Source organism: Pseudomonas sp. KnCO4 (genome assembly GCF_045344305.1).
Classification (GTDB): Bacteria; Pseudomonadota; Gammaproteobacteria; order Pseudomonadales; family Pseudomonadaceae; genus Aquipseudomonas; species Aquipseudomonas anuradhapurensis.
In genome coordinates, this window is the sequence record NZ_CP174199.1 from 894928 (window position 1) to 912199 (window position 17272).

The 17272-nt window shown below is 62.8% G+C and carries 21 protein-coding genes; 16 read left to right on the plus strand and 5 right to left on the minus strand.

All coding sequences use genetic code 11. From position 1 onward, the window contains the following. Position 1: 1 nt before the first annotated feature. From cyoC to ACJA3S_RS04205, 9 genes are all read left to right on the plus strand, one after another. On the plus strand, positions 2–628 hold the full coding sequence (gene cyoC, locus ACJA3S_RS04165; RefSeq protein ID WP_406820926.1) for a cytochrome o ubiquinol oxidase subunit III: 627 nt from the start codon (positions 2–4) through the stop codon (positions 626–628). Then, complete coding sequence (gene cyoD / locus ACJA3S_RS04170) at positions 628–960, plus strand: cytochrome o ubiquinol oxidase subunit IV (RefSeq protein WP_003259128.1); 333 nt, start codon at positions 628–630, stop codon at positions 958–960. Before cyoC ends, cyoD begins: the two co-directional genes overlap by 1 nt. An 11-nt stretch (positions 961–971) precedes the next feature. Then, positions 972–1859 (plus strand): heme o synthase, encoded by an 888-nt coding sequence (gene cyoE / locus ACJA3S_RS04175; RefSeq protein WP_170028315.1) that lies wholly within the window; start codon positions 972–974, stop codon positions 1857–1859. A gap of 332 nt (positions 1860–2191) precedes the next feature. Then, entirely contained in the window at positions 2192–3400 is a 1209-nt protein-coding gene (gene alaC / locus ACJA3S_RS04180) for an alanine transaminase (protein ID WP_406820927.1), read from the plus strand. Between the two features lie 197 nt (positions 3401–3597). Continuing rightward, positions 3598–4725 carry a hypothetical protein gene (locus tag ACJA3S_RS04185; protein ID WP_406820928.1) on the plus strand — a complete coding sequence of 376 codons (1128 nt, stop codon included), beginning with the start codon at positions 3598–3600 and terminating at the stop codon, positions 4723–4725. A 159-nt stretch (positions 4726–4884) separates the two neighbouring features. Next, entirely contained in the window at positions 4885–5268 is a 384-nt protein-coding gene (locus ACJA3S_RS04190; protein ID WP_170028317.1) for a YkgJ family cysteine cluster protein, read from the plus strand. 88 nt (positions 5269–5356) lie between these two features. Continuing rightward, positions 5357–5920 carry a GNAT family N-acetyltransferase gene (locus ACJA3S_RS04195; RefSeq protein WP_170028318.1) on the plus strand — a complete coding sequence of 188 codons (564 nt, stop codon included), beginning with the start codon at positions 5357–5359 and terminating at the stop codon, positions 5918–5920. A gap of 84 nt (positions 5921–6004) precedes the next feature. After that, the gene (locus tag ACJA3S_RS04200) at positions 6005–6544 is read left to right on the plus strand and encodes a hypothetical protein (RefSeq protein ID WP_406820929.1); all 540 of its coding nucleotides are present in this window, start codon (positions 6005–6007) and stop codon (positions 6542–6544) included. A gap of 20 nt (positions 6545–6564) precedes the next feature. Continuing rightward, positions 6565–6951 carry a lysozyme inhibitor LprI family protein gene (locus ACJA3S_RS04205; protein ID WP_406820930.1) on the plus strand — a complete coding sequence of 129 codons (387 nt, stop codon included), beginning with the start codon at positions 6565–6567 and terminating at the stop codon, positions 6949–6951. A gap of 168 nt (positions 6952–7119) precedes the next feature. Here the strand turns inward: ACJA3S_RS04205 and mnmH are convergent, their stop codons facing one another. Next, entirely contained in the window at positions 7120–8232 is a 1113-nt protein-coding gene (mnmH, locus tag ACJA3S_RS04210; RefSeq protein WP_406820931.1) for a tRNA 2-selenouridine(34) synthase MnmH, read from the minus strand. After that, positions 8232–9266 carry a selenide, water dikinase SelD gene (gene selD / locus ACJA3S_RS04215; RefSeq protein WP_406820932.1) on the minus strand — a complete coding sequence of 345 codons (1035 nt, stop codon included), beginning with the start codon at positions 9264–9266 and terminating at the stop codon, positions 8232–8234. The genes mnmH and selD overlap by 1 nt, the downstream gene beginning before the upstream one ends. A gap of 126 nt (positions 9267–9392) precedes the next feature. On the opposite strand from selD, the gene ACJA3S_RS04220 reads away from it, so the two are divergent. From ACJA3S_RS04220 to phnE, 4 genes are read left to right on the plus strand one after another with little or no spacing between them, the layout of a single operon-like run. Further along, positions 9393–10247, plus strand: coding sequence for a putative selenate ABC transporter substrate-binding protein (locus ACJA3S_RS04220; RefSeq protein WP_406820933.1), 855 nt, complete (start codon positions 9393–9395; stop codon positions 10245–10247). 14 nt (positions 10248–10261) lie between these two features. Then, a complete protein-coding gene (locus tag ACJA3S_RS04225) occupies positions 10262–11056 on the plus strand; it encodes a phosphonate ABC transporter ATP-binding protein (protein WP_406820934.1) in 795 nt (264 codons plus the stop codon). Next, positions 11050–11877: a PhnE/PtxC family ABC transporter permease gene (locus tag ACJA3S_RS04230; RefSeq protein WP_406820935.1), complete on the plus strand. Its 828-nt coding sequence runs from the start codon at positions 11050–11052 to the stop codon at positions 11875–11877. The genes ACJA3S_RS04225 and ACJA3S_RS04230 overlap by 7 nt, the downstream gene beginning before the upstream one ends. Further along, on the plus strand, positions 11874–12641 hold the full coding sequence (gene phnE, locus ACJA3S_RS04235; protein WP_406820936.1) for a phosphonate ABC transporter, permease protein PhnE: 768 nt from the start codon (positions 11874–11876) through the stop codon (positions 12639–12641). Before ACJA3S_RS04230 ends, phnE begins: the two co-directional genes overlap by 4 nt. Before the next feature lie 176 nt (positions 12642–12817). Here phnE and ACJA3S_RS04240 read toward each other — a convergent pair whose 3' ends face one another. Next, positions 12818–13711 (minus strand): bestrophin family protein, encoded by an 894-nt coding sequence (locus ACJA3S_RS04240; RefSeq protein WP_406820937.1) that lies wholly within the window; start codon positions 13709–13711, stop codon positions 12818–12820. Positions 13712–13931: 220 nt separating this feature from the next. Between ACJA3S_RS04240 and ACJA3S_RS04245 the strand changes: the two genes are divergently transcribed. Together ACJA3S_RS04245 and ACJA3S_RS04250 are read left to right on the plus strand one after the other, a co-directional pair. Next, positions 13932–14225 carry a type II toxin-antitoxin system RelE/ParE family toxin gene (locus ACJA3S_RS04245; RefSeq protein ID WP_406822201.1) on the plus strand — a complete coding sequence of 98 codons (294 nt, stop codon included), beginning with the start codon at positions 13932–13934 and terminating at the stop codon, positions 14223–14225. Continuing rightward, positions 14222–14518 (plus strand): addiction module antidote protein, encoded by a 297-nt coding sequence (locus ACJA3S_RS04250; protein ID WP_406820938.1) that lies wholly within the window; start codon positions 14222–14224, stop codon positions 14516–14518. Before ACJA3S_RS04245 ends, ACJA3S_RS04250 begins: the two co-directional genes overlap by 4 nt. A gap of 1 nt (position 14519) precedes the next feature. On the opposite strand, the gene ACJA3S_RS04255 is transcribed toward ACJA3S_RS04250, so the two are convergent. After that, the gene (locus ACJA3S_RS04255) at positions 14520–15008 is read right to left on the minus strand and encodes an N-acetyltransferase family protein (RefSeq protein WP_406820939.1); all 489 of its coding nucleotides are present in this window, start codon (positions 15006–15008) and stop codon (positions 14520–14522) included. Between the two features lie 142 nt (positions 15009–15150). Continuing rightward, positions 15151–16254: a GlxA family transcriptional regulator gene (locus ACJA3S_RS04260; protein ID WP_406820940.1), complete on the minus strand. Its 1104-nt coding sequence runs from the start codon at positions 16252–16254 to the stop codon at positions 15151–15153. A gap of 98 nt (positions 16255–16352) precedes the next feature. Here ACJA3S_RS04260 and ACJA3S_RS04265 point away from each other — a divergent pair, with 98 nt between their 5' ends. Further along, complete coding sequence (locus ACJA3S_RS04265; protein WP_406820941.1) at positions 16353–17225, plus strand: substrate-binding periplasmic protein; 873 nt, start codon at positions 16353–16355, stop codon at positions 17223–17225. The last annotated feature ends 47 nt before the right edge of the window (positions 17226–17272 follow it).

The following is a 17272-nucleotide window of genomic DNA, read 5'->3' on the forward strand; positions in this document are numbered from 1 at the left end:
AATGTCCAGTCAAGTAATGCACGGTGCTGCTCATGGTCACGACCATGGGCATGACGACCACCACCACCACGACTCGGGCCAGATGACCGTACTGGGTTTCTGGCTGTACCTGATGACCGACTGCATCCTGTTTGCGTCGCTCTTCGCCACGTACGCGGTGCTGTCCGGCAGTTTTGCCGGCGGCCCGTCGGGTCATGACATCTTCCAGCTCGATTTCGTAGCTGTTGAAACGCTGTTCCTGCTGCTGTCCTCGATCACCTTCGGCTTCGCCATGCTGAAGATGTTCGATGGCAAGAAAGCTGGCGTACTGGGCTGGTTGGCTGTGACCTTCCTGTTCGGTGCAGGCTTCATCGCGATGGAAATCTATGAATTCCATCACCTGATCGGCGAAGGCTTCGGCCCGAACCGCAGTGGCTTCCTGTCGGGCTTCTTCGCCCTGGTAGGTACCCACGGTCTGCACGTGACCGCCGGCCTGATCTGGATGGCAGTCATGATGTACCAGATCAACAAGCACGGCATCACGCCGACCGCCAAGACCCGCATGAGCTGCCTGAGCCTGTTCTGGCACTTCCTGGACGTGGTCTGGATCTGCGTATTCACCGTCGTCTACCTGCTGGGAGTTCTGTAATGGCTAACGCACACGACACTCATCACGAAGGTAACCACGGCAGCGTCAAGTCGTACATGATCGGCTTCATCCTGTCGATCATCCTGACGGCGATCCCGTTCGGCCTGGCGATGTCGCCAAGCCTGCCGAAGAACCTGACCGTTCTGATCATTGTTGCCATGGCCGTGATCCAGGTAGTCGTACACCTCGTGTACTTCCTGCACATGGACCGCTCGAAAGAGCAACGCAACAACGTTTCGACGTTCCTGTTCACCACCTTGGTGATCGCGCTGCTGGTCGGCCTGTCGCTGTGGATCATGTTCAGCATCCACTTCGAAATGTTGGCCAAGTGAGGTAAGACTGCATGTCCGTTAAGCACTTTATCCAAATCACCAAACCGGGGATCATTTTCGGTAACGTGCTTTCCGTGGCAGGCGGTTTCTTCCTTGCCGCGAAGGGCCATGTGGATTTCGCCCTGTTCCTGGCGGTGGTAGTGGGTACTTCGCTGGTAGTCGCGTCCGGTTGCGTGTTCAACAACTGCATCGACCGCGACATCGACCAGAAGATGGAACGCACCAAGAACCGCGTCATGGTCCAGGGCGGCATGCCGCTGCCCCTCGCGCTGATCTACGCCACCCTGCTCGGGGTGGCGGGTTTCAGCCTGCTGTATGTCCAGGCCAACCCGCTGTCGGCGTTCTGTGCGCTGATCGGCTTCATCGTCTACGTCGGTTTCTACAGCCTGTGGCTGAAGCGTAAATCGGTGCATGGCACCCTGGTCGGCAGCCTGTCCGGTGCCATGCCTCCGGTGATCGGCTACTGCGCCGTGAGCAACAGCTTCGACCTGGCTGCGGTCACCCTGCTGGTGATGTTCAGCCTGTGGCAGATGCCGCACAGCTTTGCCATCGCGATCTTCCGCTTCAAGGACTACAGCGCTGCCAACATCCCGGTACTGCCGGTGGCGCGCGGTGTCCTCGCGGCGAAGAAGCAGATCGTGCTGTACGTGCTGGCCTTCGTGCTCGCCACCCTGATGCTTACCCTCGGCGGTTACGCCGGCCTCGGCTACCTGGCCGTGGCCGCTGCCATGGGCCTGTACTGGCTGTACATGGCCTGGGGTGGCTACAAGGCCGAGGACGACAGCAAATGGGCACGCAAGGTGTTCGGCTTCTCCATCCTCACCGTCACTGCGCTCAGCGTGATGATGGGTGTGGACAGCCAGACCGCTGCGGACGTGCTGATGACCTACGCGCGCTGAGACTGCTGCCTGTTTCACGAAAACCCCGGCCATGTGCCGGGGTTTTTTTATGGGCGTTTTCCTGTGCCGGCCTCTTCGCGGGCTCGCCCGCTCCCACAGGGTTACTCTCGGCCTGAGGCTGCGCCGTACCTGTGGGAGCGGGCGAGCCCGCGAAGAGGCCGGTCCTGAAAACACAAAGTTCAGATTTTCAAAAAATACGTCTGAAAAGTTCTATAAAAACAGGAAATTATCCTTTACAGAATTCCTGTTTCGGCACTATCTTCTGATCCAGGCCGCCACATCGGCCAACGTCGCTCGGACGGTTCCGGGCGCTTACGTACTCAGAGGAAGCCATGGCCAACCCAGGTTCGCCGCGCCGCTTTGCGCGCATCGATCGTCTCCCCCCCTACGTCTTCAATATCACTGCCGAGCTCAAGATGGCTGCCCGCCGCCGTGGCGAGGACATCATCGACCTGAGCATGGGCAACCCCGATGGCGCCACGCCGCCGCACATCGTCGAAAAGCTGGTGCAGGTCGCCCAGCGTGAAGACACCCACGGCTATTCCACCTCTCGCGGTATTCCGCGCCTGCGCCGGGCCATCGCCAACTGGTACAAGGAACGCTACGAGGTCGACATCGATCCGGAAAGCGAAGCCATCGTCACCATTGGTTCGAAGGAAGGCCTGGCACACCTGATGCTGGCCACGCTCGACCAGGGCGATACGGTGCTGGTGCCCAACCCCAGCTACCCGATCCATATCTACGGTGCGGTGATCGCCGGTGCCCAGGTGCGTTCGGTGCCGCTGGTGCCGGGGGTGGACTTCTTCAACGAGCTGGAGCGGGCCATACGCGAGTCGATCCCCAAGCCGAAGATGATGATCCTTGGCTTCCCGTCCAACCCCACCGCGCAGTGCGTGGAGCTGGATTTCTTCGAGCGCGTGGTGGCCCTGGCCAAGCAGTATGGGGTTCTGGTGGTGCATGACCTGGCGTATGCCGACATCGTCTACGACGGCTGGAAAGCGCCGTCGATCATGCAGGTGCCGGGAGCCAAGGATATCGCCGTGGAATTCTTTACCCTGTCCAAGAGCTACAACATGGCCGGCTGGCGGATCGGCTTCATGGTTGGCAACCCCGAGCTGGTCAGCGCCCTGGCGCGGATCAAGAGCTACCATGACTACGGCACCTTCACCCCGCTGCAGGTAGCTGCCATCGCTGCGCTGGAAGGTGACCAACAGTGCGTTCGCGACATTGCCGAACAGTACCGCCAGCGCCGCAACTTGCTGGTGAAAGGGCTGCACGAACTGGGCTGGATGGTCGAGAACCCCAAGGCCTCGATGTACGTGTGGGCGAAGATCCCGCCAGAGTATGCGCACCTGGGTTCGCTGGAGTTTTCCAAGAAACTGCTGGCCGAGGCCAAGGTGTGCGTGTCGCCGGGGATCGGCTTTGGTGACTACGGTGATGACCACGTGCGCTTTGCCCTGATCGAGAACCAGGACCGCATTCGCCAGGCGATTCGCGGGATCCGGCAGATGTTCCGGGCCGATGGTTTGATCCGCAAGTAAGCCATTCGGGCCGCTTTGCGGCCCATCGTCCCACACGTAGCTCAAGCCCTGGGGGCTGTGATATCCCTGGGGTAAACCGGCGATGGGCTGGAAGCAGCCCCCCTGTACCAAGAGGTAAAGGGATCGGCCTTCCGCCTGCGTTCGCAATATTCATCCCCCTACCTTGCGCACTCATTTCTCACCAAAGAGACCCACAAATGAGTGTATTCACCGCCTACTTCTGCGGCACCGGCTCCCACCGCTTCGACCACGCCAACCCCAATTTCTGGAACGGCGAGCTGGTATCTACCCTGGCCAACAACGATCTAGGCCGCGAGTTCGCCCATTGGATCGCCGTGGATGGCCCCGGCAGCGGCAACCTGCAGGATGACAACCTGTTCGTCGAGCCCGGTGGCTATTTCAACTGGACCGGCCAGCTGTTCGGGCGTGGCTGGGAAGAGAACGTCAGGCATGTGTTGCAGGTGATAAAAGGCGAAAGCAGCTGGCAGCGTACCGAGCTGAGCGAGCAAGAATACCTGCGCCTGAAAGGCGCCGGCGTACCGGTTCCGGACCCATCTTCCACGGCCTCCTGGTTCTGGCGTACCTATGCCTATGGTCACCGCCATCCGACACCCCAGCAGTTGCAAGAACGCATTATCAGCATCTTCCGCAAGCCGCGCATTCCGGCCCAGGTCAACCTGATCGGCTGGAGCCGGGGAGGGATCAGCTGCCACATGCTGGCCAATGCCATGGCCCAGGACCCGGTGTTGCGCCACATACCCGTGAACATCTTTGCCATCGACCCGGTGCCAGGCGTCGGCAACGTGCAGAGCGAGCGTGTGACACTGGCGGAGAACGTCAAAGAGTACGTGGGCTTCTACTCGCGGGATGAGCGTTCCAAAGGGTTTGCCTGTGTGATCCCGTCGGTCGCGAGCGGGACGCGGATATGCATTTACCCCATGCCAGGCCGCCATGCCACGCTGGTCGGCAACGCCTCGGCGGATGGCGCCGGTGCTGGCAAGGTGCTGGTGGAGCCGGGGCTGATCGTGCGCCATTTCGCCGAGGTTTGCCTGACCCGCTGGGGTGTGCAGCTCGACAAGCGCCTGGCGCTGGACGACAGCCAGCTGATGAAGCATCACCAGGCCATGGCGACAGCCGATAGCCAATATCAGGCCATGCGCAGCGAGTCCTACACGGTACTCACCGAGGGTGAAAAGAACGACCGCCTGGTGCACTGTGGTGAAGCGCGTACCTACTTCAGCAAGGTGCAAGGCAGCCATTATGAGCCCGACGCCGGGCTTGCTCTGCAGCGCGCGGATGCCTCGACGTACAAGGCTATCTGCTAACGGAAACGGGCGGTCGGCGCAGGTGTTGGCCGCCCTCGGCCGGCCGCCGGATCAGCGGCAGATATTTTTGCATTGCCCCCCTATCCAGCAGCCCCGGCTTGGATTGAAAATGGCGCCGCGGGCCAGCCCCGATAACAACAACCTTCCCTCCGTGCCATCATGTCCGAATATAACCCTTGCCTTGACTGCGGCGCCTGCTGCGGGTACTTCCGTGTGTCCTTCTTCTGGGGCGAATGCCAGTCATCCGGCGGCCTGGTACCGGATGACCTGGTGGTACAGATCAACCCCACCCGTGTCGCCATGATCGGCACCGACGCCAAGCCATGCCGCTGCATCAGCCTGCAGGGCGAGATTGGCCAGCAGGTGGCGTGCACCATCTACGCCAACCGCTCCAGCCCCTGCCGCGAGTTCGAGGCGTCGTGGGTGGGTGGGGTACACAACCCCAGCTGTGACGATGCGCGGGCGGCATATGGGCTGCCACCGCTGACGCCACCAGGGGCCAATGAGCCGCATTGGCCGGATGACGGCGCCGAGGTGGCCTGAGCGCCAGCCTGCGCGGGCCACCCGGATGCCTGAACCGTGCGCTTGACGTTAAACTGTCATTTCCCCAGCCATGGACAGGAGATCCGGCGTGACCCCACCCCGCAGTTTCCCCAGTGACCTCTGCCTTGACAGCCCGCGCCTGCAATTGCGCCCCATGCGCCATGCCGATGCAGCACAGTGGTTGGCAATCATGGCCGACCCCGAGGTCATGCGCTATTGGCACCATGCCCCCTGGCAAGACCTGGCCGAAGCCGAAAGCGCCCTGGCCGCCGATCGTGAAGCCTATGCCAACGGTGACCAGCTCAAGCTGGGCATGTACCGGCGCGACAACGGTGAACTGATCGGCATGGTCCAGCTGTTCAACATCGACGATGTCTCTCGCCGTGGCGAGATCGGTTATTGCCTGGCCAGCGCCATGCAGGGCCGAGGCTACATGGACGAGGCGCTGACCTGCTTCATCGACTACCTCGCCCACACCCTGCACATGCGCCGCCTGGAGGGCGAGATCGACCCACGTAACCAAGGCTCGGCACGTACCCTCGAACGCCAGGGCTTCGTGCTCGAAGGTACTTTGCGCGCGCGCTGGTGTGTGGCTGGCGAACTGTCCGACTCCGGTATCTATGGCCTGCTGCTGGAGCCGCCGGTTGCCTGACCGCATGCCATCCCATCGAAGGTTTGGAAGCGGGGCAGGGGCTGGGTTATGGTCACAGCCTGTTCCTTTCCCCAGGTATGCCCCTTGCCCGTTTTCTACCTGAGCGCCAGCTTGCTGCTGTACCTGCTTGCCCTGTGCTTCGATGGCGCGCTGATGAGTGGCGACCGTCACATGCCGGCCTTGCAGATGCTGTTGTATGGCCCATGGGGCCTGCCTTTCGGGATGTATCAATGGTTCGCCAACCCGTTGCTGGCGCTGGCCGTCCTGGCGCATCGGCGGTTCCGCCGGCTGGCACTCCTGGCCGGCTTGGTGGCGCTGTACCTGGCTGCCAGCAGTTTCGGAATTGACCGCTTGCCGGACAACCAGAGCTACGCGTTTCATGAGCGTACCGGCTTTGGGGCCGGGTTCTACCTGTGGCTGGCGGCGATGATGGTGTTCTGCCTGGGGCAGGCCTGGTATTGCTGGAAGGCGCGCAGTGCCGCCGATATGCCGGGTTGGAGCTGGCTGGACGTAGTGCTGGTTGCGGCGCTGGGCGTGGCGTTCTATGCCGCGACGCAGATGCCGACGTTGCGCTTTGAGCCGGGCAGGGTGCTGATGCCGCAAGAGCAGCCGCAGACGCTTTGAAATCCACAAGGAGAGTTTGCATGATCAAGCATTACCTGACCGGCCTGGCATTGGCCTGCTCGCTGCCATCGGCAATGGCCGATGACAACACCGCGGCCTACGGGCAGTGCATGGACAAGGCGTCCAGCACCGTGGCCATGAGTGAATGCATCAAGGCCGAAACGCAGGTGCAGGACCAGCGCCTGAACCGGGTGTACAAGCAGCTGATGGGCAAGCTCGATGCCGGGCAGCAGAAGCGCCTGCGGGATGTGCAGCGCACGTGGCTGGCTTACCGCGATGGCAATTGCCAGTTCCATGGGCAGGCCAGTGGCGGGACCATGGCGGTACTGGAAGGTGGTACATGCCTGATGGACATGACCCGTGACCGCGCAGCGGAGCTGGAGCGGGTGCTCAGCCCGGGGCAATGAGGTCGTGTCCGGGATGACTGGCCCCGTTGTAGGAGCGGCCTTGTGTCGCGAAAGGGCCGCAAAGCGGCCCCCCGGTTCAACATGGCGAAAACGGCGGGGGCCGCTGCGCAGCCCTTTCGCGACACAAGGCCGCTCCTACAGGTATTTGCCGTGCCCTTGGCAGCAGCTTTAGCTGCGCGGTGCGCGTAGCGCCCGGGCCTTGAGGTACTCGCGTATTTCCACGGCATCCCCGGCAAACTCGATACGCTCTGCCTTGGCTGCGCGCTGGTAGGCGTACATCGGGTCGTAGTACTCGTTCAGCAAGCCTTCGATCCAGCCTCGATGCAAGTCCACCGCACCGCTGCGCTGCTGCTCCTCGAGGGCCAGGCGGAGGATGTCCGACAGGCGCTGATAGCGTTCGCCGCCCAAGCGCTTGTAGATGTTGGCCATGCTCTGCAGCAGACGCTCGGCGAACAGCCGGCTGCCGGCTTCTTCGCCATGCACGCTGACGAACTCGGCGCTCAGGTTGATCACATAATCGCGCAGGATGCGCTCCACGCGGTTGGCGAACGTGTCTTCCAGCCACACCAGTGGGTACTGCTGCATGCCCTGGTAGAGCTCCAGCGGCACCGTGCAGCTGCCGACAATGCGGCCTTCATCTTCCAGTACGAACTGCTCGATGCCGCGGGCACGTTTCTTCAGTACATCGATGGCCAGCTGGTTCTCGAAGTCGATCTGCGCCGGCTGTGCGGTGGCGCGCTTGCCGAAGCTGGAGCCGCGATGGTTGGCGTGGCCTTCCAGGTCGAGCACGTTGTCCAGCTGGTGCAGCACGTCGGTCTTGCCGGTGCCGGTCAGGCCGCCAACCAGCACGAAATCACATTGCTCCACTGCCTGCTGAGTGGTTTCCAGCAGGAAGGTACGCATGGCCTTGTAGCCACCTTTGACCCGCGGGTAATGGATACCCGCTTCATCACGCAGCCAGCCCTGCACGATCTGCGAGCGCAAGCCACCACGGAAGCAGTACAAGTAACCCTCAGGGTGAGCCTGGGCAAATGCCGCCCAGGCCTCCAGGCGGGCCTGTTTGCTGGCGCCACTGACCAGCTGGTGGCCGAGGGCGATGGCGGCGGCCTGGCCCTGCTGCTTGTAGCAGGTACCGACCTTCTGCCGTTCCTGATCGGTCATCAGCGGCAGGTTGACAGCGCCGGGGAAGGCGCCCTTGGCAAATTCGATGGGGGCGCGCATGTCCATCATCGGCACGTCATCGAGGAACAGCTGGCGGAAGTCGGTGCAGTCGGGGCGCATCAGATCACCTCGACCGCGTGGCTCTGTCGCTCGACCAACTGGCCGATCGCTGCCAATTGCAGGCCCAGCGCGGCGGCTTCGGCGAGGAACTCCGCTTCCCCGTCCGGGGTGACCGCCACCAGCAGGCCGCCGCTGGTTTGCGGGTCGCACAGCAGGTGCTTCTGGTCGTCAGTGAGGGCGCCGATCTTGTGCCCGTAGCTGTCGAAGTTGCGCAGGGTACCGCCGGGGATGCAGCCCTCGGCCAGGTAATGTTCGACACTCGGCAGCCGCGGCACAGAGGCGTAGTCCAGGTGCGCGGTGAGGCCACTGCCTTCGGCCAGTTCCACCAGGTGGCCGAGCAGGCCAAAGCCGGTGACGTCGGTCATCGCCTTGACCCCGTCGAGCTTGCCGAAGCGGCTGCCGGGGGTGTTGAGGGTGCACATCCAGTCGCGGGCCAGGCCCTGGTCCTGTGGGCGCAGCTTGGCCTTTTTCTCGGCGGTGGTGAGGATGCCGATGCCCAGCGGCTTGGTCAGGTACAGGCGGCAACCCGCGCTGGCGGTGTCGTTGCGCTTGAGGTGGCGCCTGTTCACCACGCCGGTGACAGCAAGGCCGAAGATCGGTTCTGGGGCATCGATGGAGTGGCCGCCGGCCAGCGGGATGCCGGCTTCGGCGCACACCGCACGGCCACCGCGGATCACTTCGCGGGCTACTTCGGGGGGCAGCACATTGACTGGCCAACCGAGGATGGCGATGGCCATCAGCGGGTCGCCGCCCATGGCATAGATGTCGCTGATGGCGTTGGTGGCGGCGATGCGGCCGAAGTCGTAGGGGTCATCGACGATCGGCATGAAGAAGTCGGTGGTCGAAACCACACCACGCTCGTCGTCCAGCGCATACACGGCAGCGTCGTCGCGCGAGGCGTTGCCGACCCACAGTTTCGGGTCCAGGGCCTGGGCGCCGCTTTCGGCGAGGATCACATCCAGCACCTTGGGGGAGATCTTGCAGCCACAGCCGGCACCATGGCTGTACTGGGTCAGGCGAATCGGCTCGCTCATGTGTACCTCGGCAGGTCAAATTATTGCGCGATTGTAGCAAAGCTGGCCTTTGCGCCCGCGCCTCTTATAATTCCCGTGGTCGGCCTGACGGCTGGCCTTTCCCCGCTATTGAACCGGAGAACACCCATGCTCAAACGCCCCCTGGCGCTCGCCGCCGGCCTCGTGCTGTCCTGCTGTGCCGTTGTCGTCCAGGCTGCTGAAACCCTGCGGGTCAGCGCCATTCCCGACGAAGCGCCGACCGAACTGCAGCGCAAGTTCAAGCCGTTGGGCGAATACCTGGCCAGGCAGTTGGGCATGGAAGTGAAGTTCGTGCCGGTCGCCGACTACCCGGCAGTGGTCGAGTCGCTGGCCTCCGGTCGCCTGGACCTGGCCTGGCTGGGGGGTTTCACCTTCGTCCAGGTACACCTGAAGGACCCGACCGCCACGCCGCTGGTACAGCGTGAGCAGGATGCCCAGTTCACCTCCAAGTTCATCACCGCCAACCCCGATGTGAAGAGCCTGGACGACCTCAAGGGCAAGTCGTTTGCCTTCGGCTCCATCTCGTCCACCTCGGGCAGCCTGATGCCGCGTTACTTCATGCTCAAGCAGGACAAGATCAAGCCTGAGGACTACTTCAGCCGAGTGGCCTATTCCGGCGCCCACGATGCCACCGTGGCCTGGGTGCAAGCCGGCAAGGTCGATGGCGGCGTGCTCAACGCCAGTGTCTGGCAGAAGCTGGTCGATGCCGGCAAGGTCGATACCGCCAAGGTGAAGGTGTTCGCCACCACCCCGACCTACTTCGACTACAACTGGACCGTGCGCGGCAACATGGACCCGGCGCTGAAGGAAAAGATCAAGAAGGCATTCCTCGACCTCGACCCGGCCAACCCGCAGCACAAGGCCATCCTCGACCTGCAGGCGGCCAGCCGTTTCATCGAGACCAAGCCTGAGAACTACGTTGGCACCGAGCAGGCTGCACGCGAGGCCGGCCTGCTCAAGTGACAGTCTCTTGCGAAGTGGCTATTCAGCTGCACGGCGCCGGCCTGCGCCATGGCCAGGTGCGTGCGCTTGATGCGGTGAACCTGCGCATCTGCCAGGGCGAGCGCGTCGCCATCATCGGGCCGTCGGGGGCAGGCAAGTCCAGCTTGCTGCACCTGATGGCCACGGCGATCCAGCCCAGCAGCGGGCGCCTGGAGTTGCTGGGCGAACAGCCCTGGGCCTTGTCCAGCAGGGCGCGGCAGCGCCTGCGTGCGCGGGTCGGCCTGGTGCATCAGGCCCCGCCATTGCCGCCGCGCCAGCGGGTGGTGACGGCGGTGCTGGCCGGCCGCCTGGGGCAGTGGGGTGTGCTGCGCGGCTTGCTCAACCTGTTGTACCCCAGCGATGTGCCTGGCGCGCGCCAGGTGCTGGCCGAGTTGGGCCTGGCCGACAAACTGTTCGTGCAGTGCGGGCAATTGTCCGGCGGCCAGTTGCAGCGCGTTGGCATTGCCCGGGCGTTGTACCAGCAGCCGCAGCTGTTGTTGACCGATGAGCCGGTGTCGGCCATGGACCCGGTACTGGCTGACCACAGCCTGGCCTTGCTCAACCGTCACGCCCAGGCCCATGGCATAACCCTGGTGGCCAGCCTGCACGCGGTGGAGCTGGCGCTGGCGCACTTTCCGCGGGTGGTGGGGATCCGCGAAGGGCAGGTGGTATTCGATTGCCCGGCGCAAGCGGTGACCGAGCAGTTGCTCGATGCGCTGTACGCCAACGAACAGCTGGTGCCGGCGCCGCCTCAGGGGCCGACGCTGACTGTGCAGATTCCGCGATGCTGAAGGCTGACGCGCGCGACCCGGCCTTGCTGCCGAGGTTGCTGCTGGCTCTGCTGGCGGTACTGCTGCTGTGGCCGGGCGTGCAATTGAGCGAGCTGAACCCGGGGGTGCTGCTACAAGCGCAGAATCGCCAGCAGATCGCCAGTTTTACCAGCGCCTTCTGGCCGCCGGCTCACACCGCAGATTTCCTGGCGCTGCTGTATGAAGCCACCTTGCAGACCCTGGCTGTGGCCACCGCCGGGATGGCGTTGGCCTTGTTGCTGGCGATCCCTGCCGGGCTGCTGGCCAGCCGGGCCCTGTCGTTGCGCGCAGCCTCGCGTGGCGGCCGTGCCGGGCTAAGGTCACGTGTGCTGCGCCTGCCGGTGCGCTGGCTGCTGATATTCCTGCGCAGCGTGCCGGAAATCGTCTGGGCGTTGCTGTTCGTGCGAGCTGTCGGGCTGGGGCCGACGCCCGGTGTGCTGGCTATCGCCATTACTTACAGCGGCATGCTCGGCAAGGTCTACGCCGAAATCTTCGAATCGGTCGACCAGCGCCCGGCCCATGCGCTGCTGCAGGCGGGCAGTGGCAGGTTGGCGGCGTTTTTCTACGGCATCCTGCCCAGCGCTGCGTCGGAAGTGGTGTCGTATACCGTGTATCGCTGGGAATGTGCGGTGCGGGCCTCGGTGGTGATGGGCTTCGTCGGTGCCGGTGGGCTAGGGCAGCAGATCGACCTGTCGATGCGCATGTTCGCCGGTGCGGAAGTGGCGAGCATGCTGCTGACGTTCCTGGTGCTGGTGATGCTGGCCGACCTGCTCAGCCGCTTGCTGCGCTGGAGGCTGGCATGAATCGGGCGATCAACCTGCTGTTGCTCGGGGCGATTATCGTCGCGGTGGCGGCCTCGTTCGCGTACCTCGAGCTGGACTGGCAAGCGCTGTTCGGCAATGGCGGGCTGGGGCAGATGGCGGAATATGCCGGGCGTTTTCTGCACCCGGACCTGTCTGCCGGGCACCTGCGCGCGGTCGCGCATGGCGCGTTGGAAACCTTGGCCATGTCCGGGCTGGGCACTTTGTTGGCCATGCTGTTGGGCCTGGTGCTGGCGCTACCGGCTGCGGGCCGCTTTGGTTGGCCGCTGCAGGGCTGTGCACGGTTGCTGCTCAATGCCCTGCGAGCCATTCCGGAACTGGTGTGGGCCGCGCTGACGGTGCTGGCGGCCGGGCTGGGGCCCAATGCCGGTACCCTGGCCCTGGCGCTGCACACCGCCGGCGTGCTCGGGCGGCTGTTTGCCGAGGCCCTGGAGAACGCGCCGCCGGAGCCAGCGGCGGCCATCCGCCTGCAGGGTGGCAGCCAGCTGGCGGCGTTCTGCTTCGGTACCTTGCCCAACCTGTGGCCGCAATTGCTGGCCTACAGCTTGTACCGCTGGGAGAACAACATCCGCATGGCCAGCGTGCTGGGGTTTGTTGGCGCTGGTGGTTTGGGGCAGATGCTGTACACCACCTTGAGCCTGTTCCAGGAGGCCCAGGCCAGCACGGTGATCATGGGCATGCTGGTGCTGGTGTTGCTGGTGGATGCCTTGAGCGATGTATTGCGCCAGCGCTACGTGCGCGCCTGATCGCTAGCCGGGGGCTGCTCTGCAGGCTGGCGCTGTAGGAGCGGATTTATCCGCGAAGCAGGCGACGCGGTGGCTGGCACCGGCTGTGCCGGTGATCGCGGCTGAAGCCGCTCCTACAAGGATCGCGCAAAGGTTTTGGACGAGCAAGGCAGATACTTGCGTGGTATCGGAATCGTTCATGCACCAACCACTTCGGCACATTGCGCTTCCCGCTGCATCGACTCCAGGTTGCGCTCGATCGTCTCGCAAATGCTGTCCATCTGGATCTGGTGCTCACTGAAGCGGAACGGGCTCTGCAAGTCCGTTCCGATCCGCTCGATCGCCAGCAGCATGAACCCCACCACCGTCGACGCCAGCGGCGTGAACCAGCCCAGCGACTCCACCAGCCCCACCGGCACGATCAGGCAGAACAGGGTAATGAACAGCCGCGGGAAATACACATAGGGGTAGGGCAGCGGGGTGTTGGCGATCCGCTCCATGCCACCCTGGGCATTGGACAGGTCTACCAGCGTCGACTCCAGGCGCGCCAGGCGAATGCTGTCCAGCCGTCCGGCCTGGTACTCCCGCGCCAGCAGGGCCGCCGAGCCGCTGAGGATGTCGTTGGCGAAGTTGTTCGAGCGGTTGCGCCGTTCGAACTCTGCGGGCGGGATGAAGGCCATCAGCTCGTCCGGGCAGCTTTCGCCCTTCAGGTGCGCCGCCAGGCAGTTCACATAGGCGATATGCCGGCGCAGCAGGGTGGCCTTGACCGGGTTGAGCGCATCATCCGGGTCGTCGATCAAGGTCAGGGTCTGCCGCGCGAAGCTGCGCGAACTGTTGACCAGCGCCCCCCACAACGTGCGCGCCTCCCACCAACGGTTGTAGGCGCTGCTGTTGCGAAAACTCACCAGCACCACCAGCGCAGAACCCAGCAAGGTCAACGGGATCAGCGGCAGGGTGAACTTGCTGTTGAAGAACAGCATGAAGTCGATGGTGACCAGCACATCCCAGATCAGCAGCCAGAACAGCGACCAGCCGATATAACCGATGGTCTTCACGGCCAGGCGGTACTTGCGGACGATGATGTCTTTCACGCGGGGTACCTCGAGAATGGGCAGATGCAGGATCCGACGTCGAGGTAGGGCGAAGGTTCGGCGGGGGATTGTTGCAAGGGATTTTGTAGCTGTATCGCTGAGAAAAGTCTGACCAGGTCAAGAGATGCATCTGATTTTCCGTTCAACTGGTAAGCGACAGAGTGGATCGCTTCAACGCTTGAATGGGCGTATCCATACGGATACGATGAGTGACCTACTGATGTTTCTCGTTGAACAGACAGAAAGCTTTGCAGCTTGGCTATCCAGCTTGAAAGATCTGCGGGCGCAGCTTGCGATAGGTCGTCGGCTGGAGCGTGCGGCGATGGGAAATTTTGGTGACTTCAAGTGGCTCGGGGGCGGCATTGGTGAGCTGCGCGTTGATGTAGCTGCCGGGTATCGCGTCTATTTCACGCAAAAGGGGCATAGGCTGGTTCTGTTGCTGGTCGGCGGAGACAAGTCCACCCAGCCCGCCGATATTCTTAAAGCCAGAAAGCTGCTGAAGGAGATGACATGAGTGAAAAACTGGTTCCGTTTGACATGGCAGCCTTGCTGGGCAGTGACGAGGCGATCAGTGAGTACCTTAGCCAGGTGTTATCGGATGGAGACACTGAGGAAATCATCCGAGCGCTTGGCCATATCGCTCGGGCACGAGGGATGACACAGATCGCAACCCAGAGCGGGTTGGGCAGAGAAAGCCTGTACAAGGCGCTGAGCCCAGGCGCAAAGCCTCGCTTTGACACTGTGCTGAAAGTCATTCGTGCCTTGGGTGTGGATCTTCTCGTCCAGCCCCACGCATTGCCACGCTGATTCAGCCGGGCTGAATCAACAGCTGTTTCATCTGCACCAACGCCACGCGCGAACCCTCCCACGCCTGCCGCTCCTCGATACCGAACGGCACGAAGCCCAGCTGTGGATAAAGCAGCAGGCCCGCAGTGTTGTGGTTGAAGCACGACACCCACACCTCTCGGGCTGCGAACTGTTGGCGGGCCAGTTCGATCATGGCGTTTACCAGGTAGCGCGCCACGCCGTGGCCGCGTGCAGCGGGGGCCACGACCACGTTGCCCAGGGCGCACACGCCGCCGTGTTCGGCCTTGTAGAAGTTGGCGAAGGCCAGCACCGTGCCGTTGCCTTCCACCACCGTGGAACCGCTGCGTTGGGCGATGGCATCGCTCAATTGCGCGGGGGTGAGGGGATAGGTGGCTTTGGGGAACATATAGAACAATTCGGCCGGGCTTTGCGGGAAGCTGCAGATTGCAGGGATGTCGTCGGGCCGTACCGGGCGGTGGGTCAGGTGCATGGCGAGTCCTTGTGTGCTGGCTGATCGGGCCTCTTCGCGGGCAAGCCCGCTCCCACAGGGTTGGGGCAGTATCGGTGTGGGCGGCTATGCGCGCGAAGGCACATTCTGCCCCACGACAGGTCAATGCTCACTGTTTGTGAAGCTATTTCCCCGCTTGGTTCGGGTTGGCGTTTCGCAGCAGCTCTTTGCGCAATTTGCCGGGGGACATGCCGAACAGGTTCTGGAAATGCCGAATGAAATGAGGCGCATCGGCAAAGCCGCATTCAAAAGCGATCTCACCGATATGGCGATCCGAGCTGATGAGCAGCCAGCGGCCAAACCTGAGGCGAACCTGGCGATAGAACTGGGCCGGAGTGCTACTGGTTTCAGCAACGAACAGCCGCTCCAGCTGCCGTTTGCTGGTCCCGACCAGGTTGGCGATGGCGTCGATAGCCAAAGGCTCGGTCATGTGCTTTTCCATCAGCATCACGGCTTCGTGCAGGCGCCGGTTCGAAGAGCTGGCGTAGCCCAGCGCCTTGCGCCGGTCGACGAAACTGCCAGAGCTGCTTTTCGCGACGGTCATCTGGTGAACGACCTTGCCGGCCCGATCCGGGCCGCAATGCAACCCGACAAGATGGATGGCCAACTCGATCACCGAGATTCCCCCGGCGCAGGTGATGCGGTCCTTGTCGATGAGGAAGTCACTGTTGCTGACAAAGCGCAATCGGGGGAACAGGCGTTTCCAGTCGTCGCAATGGTAGGCATGCACGCAAGCGGTACGCCCCTCCATCAGGCCATGGCGTGCGAGCACGAAGCTGCCCGTGCACAGGCCGATCAATGGCACGCCAGCGGCAGCCGCCTGATGCAGGAATGCCGGATAAGTCTTCGGCGCTGTCTCCAGGTAGTCCAGTAACCCACCTATCACCACGATGTAGTCGAATTGATGAGGGTCGCTGAGTTCACTGTCGATGGGTACATCCAGCCCGCAACTGGAAACGACCCTTTGCCCGGGGCTACCGAGGACATTCCATCGGCAGCGTATCGGGCGGCTCTGATCGCCGGTGTCGGCAGCATGTCGCAACGCATCGGTCAGCCCCGAGAGAGACAGCAAGGGGAAGCGCGGCCATAGCACGATCCCGATGGACAACTCGGTGGTGCCGCGCCGGCTTGGCGGATGCCGTGCCTGGCCCTTGTCGAGTGCTTCCACGAGGCTTGTGCTGGAGGCGTTGGGCAGCACATCTCCGAAATGTCGCAAATGTTCAATCATTCCTGCAAACCATCCAACCAGTTATGCCGCTGATCACCATACGATGAGCGCCTGCCTAACACCATGCTGTTCATAGAAAAATAATCAAGGAGCACGTGATGCAGAAGCCCATTGTTCGACGGTTGGCCGGTATCTACGCGGGTTTGCTGGTATCCATGCTGGCCTCGCTACCGGCATTCGCACTGGAAACGGTAGAGCCGGGAAGCCTGACTATCGCCTTCACCGGGGACATGCCAGGGACCGGTTATCAAGACAGCCGGATGGTCGGCTACGACGGTGAAATCCTTCAACAAATATCCGAGAAGCTGGGTTTGAAGGTCAAACCTGCCTTGATGGACTGGGCCAGCACCATTGCCTCGGTACAAGCCAACCGCGTGGACGTCATGGCCGGCACCATGGGTTGGACCGAGCAGCGCGCGAAGATCATGACCGTGAGCGACCCGATTCACTATTTCAAGAACGGCATCACCCAGACCGACAAGACCAACTGGAGCAGCCTCACGGATCTGCAGGGCAAGAAAGTCGGCACCATCACGGGTTTTTCGTTCATCCCGGAGATGCGCAAGATCGAAGGGTTGCAAGTGGCGCTGTACGACACCTCCGATGCTGCGGTGCGTGACCTGCTCGCCGGGCGCATCGATGCAGTGATTGGCGACCCTCCAGTCATGCAGTACGCCATTTTCCGCAATCCGCAATGGCACCTGCGCTTCAACGCGTTCACCGACAACGATCCGAAGTTCCCCCTGCTGACGGGCCTGGGGCAGGTGGTGTACGGCTTCAACAAAGAGGCCAGCCCGCAGCTGGTGGCCGCCGTCAACGAGCAGATCCAGACCCTCTGGAAAAGCTGTGAAATGCGCAAGATCGGTGCCCGCTACGGCCTGACCCAGGATGTCTGGTATGTGCCGCAAGGCAGCAACCTGAGGCTGGGTGTCGACCGCCCGGCGGACTGGCAACTGCCGGGCTGCAAGTAAGCGCTTGAGCAGATGAATCGGCGCCGCGCCGGTTCATCGCCATACCT